Raw genomic sequence first — 3,287 nt, forward strand, 5'->3', positions numbered from 1 at the left:
GCCCCCCGCACCGCGCACGCCTCCCCGGTCGCCCCCGTACGGGCGGGCGGTGGCGGCGCCGCGCACCTCCTCGCCGCACAGTCCCAGGAAGCGAACACCCGGAACGACGGCCCCGGTCTCCGCCAGGCCGTGGTCGGTCTCCTCCTGGTGAGCGTTGCCGCGTCGGCCGTCGCACTCCGCGGGGCCCGCAGAGGCCGAGCCCCGGAGTGACGGAGATGTCCGACCGGGAACGCTCCACCGGCAGCGGCCGCCTCGTCGCCGGTGTCGCCTGGGCCATGCTCCTGCTGGGCCTGTGGCTGTGGGGCCGCGAGGTGACCGACGTACGGCAGGGGATATCCGCGCCGACCACGGGCGACGCGGCGGCGGTCGGGCGGCCCGACGACGTCGAACTGCCGCCCTCCGCCGAGCCGTTGGCCGACGCCCGGCCCCGGCGGATCGACATCCCCTCGATGGGTGTGCAGGCCTCGGTCGTGGCCAGCGGCCTGGACGAGCAGGGCGCGATCGACCCGCCGCCCCTCTCGGGCGCGGGCGCCGTTGGCTGGTACGCGGCCGGTACGCGCCCCGGGGCGGCAGGGGCCGCGCTGTTCGTGGGGCATGTCGACACCGAGAGCCGGCCCGCCGTCTTCTACAGGCTCAGCGCGGTGCGTATCGGCGAGACGGTCCGGGTGGTCCGGGACGACGGGACGGTGGCCGAGTTCACCGTGGACGACGTCCGGGTCATGGACCGGGACCGCTTCGACGCCCGGCAGGCGTACGGCGTACGGCGGCCGGGGCGGGCCGAGCTGCGGCTGATCACCTGCGGCGGCACCTTCGACCGGGCGAGCCGCACCTACACGGCGAACGTGATCGTGTCCGCGTATCTCACCGGCGGGGCACCTGCCCGGTCGGCGACCGCTCCCCCCGGAGCCACCGACCGGGCTGGTCCTCGACCGCGCGCGCTCGGGCCGCGGGAGTGACCCGGCGCCGGCGCGGGAGGTATCGGAGACCACCAGGGCACGTGAGGTCCACTGGAGCTCATCATGCTGTGTCAGGGCATTGCGGATGAGGCGGCGAACGGCGTGACAGCCAGGGTCCGGGGCTGCCTCGTCCGATGCCACTCTAGGGCGGTGGGAAGTTCGGGCCCAGGGTTGTTTGACGCCAAGTTGAGCATGTGTGGCGCTAAGTGATCCGTGCAGGTGGGCGGCCCTTCCTCAGGAGCCACCAGGAATGCCCGGGTGGCCGAGGAGAGGCCGGGTGGCTCAGGAGAGGCCGGGCGGCCTGTCGTGCAGGGCGGCGGCCTCCGGTCGGTCCTCGACCACCGCCGTCGCGACCCGCTCCAGCGGCAGCCGATGGCTGCGGGCGTGCCGGCGCAGCGCCGCGAACGCCTCGTCGACATCGGTCCGCCAGCGCTCGGCGAGCATGCCCTTCGCCTGCTCGATGCGTACCCGGCTGGAGAGGGCCTCCTGCAACTGGGCGGCCAGGGTGCGGTGCCGGGCGTGCGCGCGGTGGTTGGCGAGCCCGACCGCTGCCGCGTCGGCGATGAGCTGCGCCAGCTGCACGGTGAACTCGCCCTGTGGCGAGGGGTGCGCGTGTTCGGGTAACTCGGGCGTGAAGACGTTGAGCGCGCCGAACGGGGTCTCGCCCCGGCGCAGGGGCACCGCGAACGTGGTGCCGATCCCGTGACGCAGCGCCGCACCGGTGAAGTCGGGCCAGCGGGCGGCCGCGTGGGCGACCTGGACGGAGACCGGAGCGACCGGCTTGCCGCTGCCGTGGCTGTCGAGACAGGGGCCGCCGTGGCGCTGGGCCTCCAGCAGGTCGAGCGCCGCCTCCTGATGCAGACTGCTCACGGCGTACGACACCGCCTCGCCGCCCTCGATCAGCATGATCCCGGCAGTCCGGGCCTCCAGCAGCGCGACGCAGTGGTCCGACAGGCGCCGCAGATAGCGTCCTCGGTCGAAGCCGTCGGACAGGGTGTCAGCCGCCTCCACAAGGGCTGCCGCGAGCCGTATCTCGCGGTTGCCGTGTCGGTCCTCCCGGTTGCAGTGGTGCATGACCAAGCCGCCCCCCTCGTTCGTGTTCGACCCCACCCCTCGGGGCAGTCGCCTACCCAACGGGGACGGGAGGTAACAGGTGTCCGACAAGGGCTGGACGACCTCGTGGGCGAGGCGAGCCGTATGTCAGGATTGGGGCTTCCGGCAGGGCACCCAGGGGGGAGTTGGATGTACGGCAGTAGGGGGGCACGGGCGTCCGTGGTCGTTGCGGGGGCGGCACTGCTGCTCGCCGGCTGTTTCGGGGGAGACGGCGACAAGAAGAACGGCTCGGGATCCGGAATCACCCAGCAGCCCAAGGGTTCGGACCCGTTCTGGGTCAACCCCGACGGGAACGCGGCGCAGCAGGTGGCCACGTACGAGAAGGCGGGCAAGAAGGAGAACGCGGAACAGATCCGCAAGATCGCCCAGCAGCCGACCGGGGAGTGGATCGGGCCGGAGAACCCGGAGCAGGAGGCGGAGGGCTTCACCGAGGCCGCGCAGAAGGCGGACCGTGACGCGATCCTCGTCCTCTACAACATCCCGCACCGCGACTGCGGCCAGTACTCGGGCGGCGGCGCGGCGGACGGTGACGCGTACCGGGCGTGGATCGACGGGGTGGCCAAGGGCATCGGGGACCGCCCCGCGACGGTGATCCTGGAGCCGGACGCCGTGCTGCACGTGGTGGACGGGTGCACCCCGGGCGAGTTCCACGAGGAGCGGTACGACCTGCTCAGGGGCGCGATCGAGAAGCTGACCGCGCTGAAGAGCACGAAGGTGTATCTCGACGCGGGCAACGCGGGCTGGGGTGAGACCGACCAGATATTCGAGCCGCTGAAGTGGGCGGGCGTGGAGCAGGCCGACGGGTTCTCGGTCAACGTCTCGAACTTCTACTCCACGGAGGACTCCGTCACGTACGGCAAGGAGCTCTCGGCGAAGGTGGGGGACAAGCCGTTCGTCATCGACACGAGCCGGAACGGGAACGGGCCGTACACCGAGGGCGAGCCTGGTGAGCGGTGGTGCAATCCGCCTGGGCGCGCCCTGGGAGAGGCCCCCACCACCAAGACGGCTGATCCACTGGTCGACGCGTATCTGTGGGTCAAGCGGCCCGGGGAGTCGGACGGTGAGTGCAAGGGGGGACCCAAGGCGGGGCAGTGGTGGCCCGAGTACGCGTTGAAGCTGGCCAGGGCCTCCGGCTGAGGGCGGGGGCGCCTTCTGTGGGGGGTTCTGAGGTCGGGTGGCGGCTGCGGGGCCGTTGTGGCTGGTCGCGCAGTTCCCCGC

General features: G+C 72.4%; 3 protein-coding genes and 1 pseudogene. 3 read left to right on the top strand and 1 reads right to left on the bottom strand.

Features of this window, described 5'->3' with window-relative positions; translation table 11 throughout:
• Together FNH04_RS47030 and FNH04_RS43565 are read left to right on the top strand one after the other, a co-directional pair.
• Positions 1-210, top strand: a pseudogene (locus FNH04_RS47030) (hypothetical protein); the annotation flags it as partial.
• A gap of 5 nt (positions 211-215) precedes the next feature.
• Positions 216-956, top strand: a complete 741-nt coding sequence (locus FNH04_RS43565; protein WP_152791766.1) for a class F sortase — start codon at positions 216-218, stop codon at positions 954-956.
• A 282-nt stretch (positions 957-1,238) separates the two neighbouring features.
• On the opposite strand, the gene FNH04_RS43570 is transcribed toward FNH04_RS43565, so the two are convergent.
• Positions 1,239-2,030 (bottom strand): ANTAR domain-containing response regulator, encoded by a 792-nt coding sequence (locus FNH04_RS43570; protein ID WP_152791767.1) that lies wholly within the window; start codon positions 2,028-2,030, stop codon positions 1,239-1,241.
• 168 nt (positions 2,031-2,198) lie between these two features.
• Here FNH04_RS43570 and FNH04_RS43575 point away from each other — a divergent pair, with 168 nt between their 5' ends.
• Entirely contained in the window at positions 2,199-3,206 is a 1,008-nt protein-coding gene (locus FNH04_RS43575; RefSeq protein WP_152791768.1) for a glycoside hydrolase family 6 protein, read from the top strand.
• Positions 3,207-3,287: the final 81 nt, after the last annotated feature.

This window comes from Streptomyces phyllanthi (genome assembly GCF_009377205.1).
Taxonomy (GTDB): domain Bacteria; phylum Actinomycetota; class Actinomycetes; order Streptomycetales; family Streptomycetaceae; genus Streptomyces; species Streptomyces phyllanthi.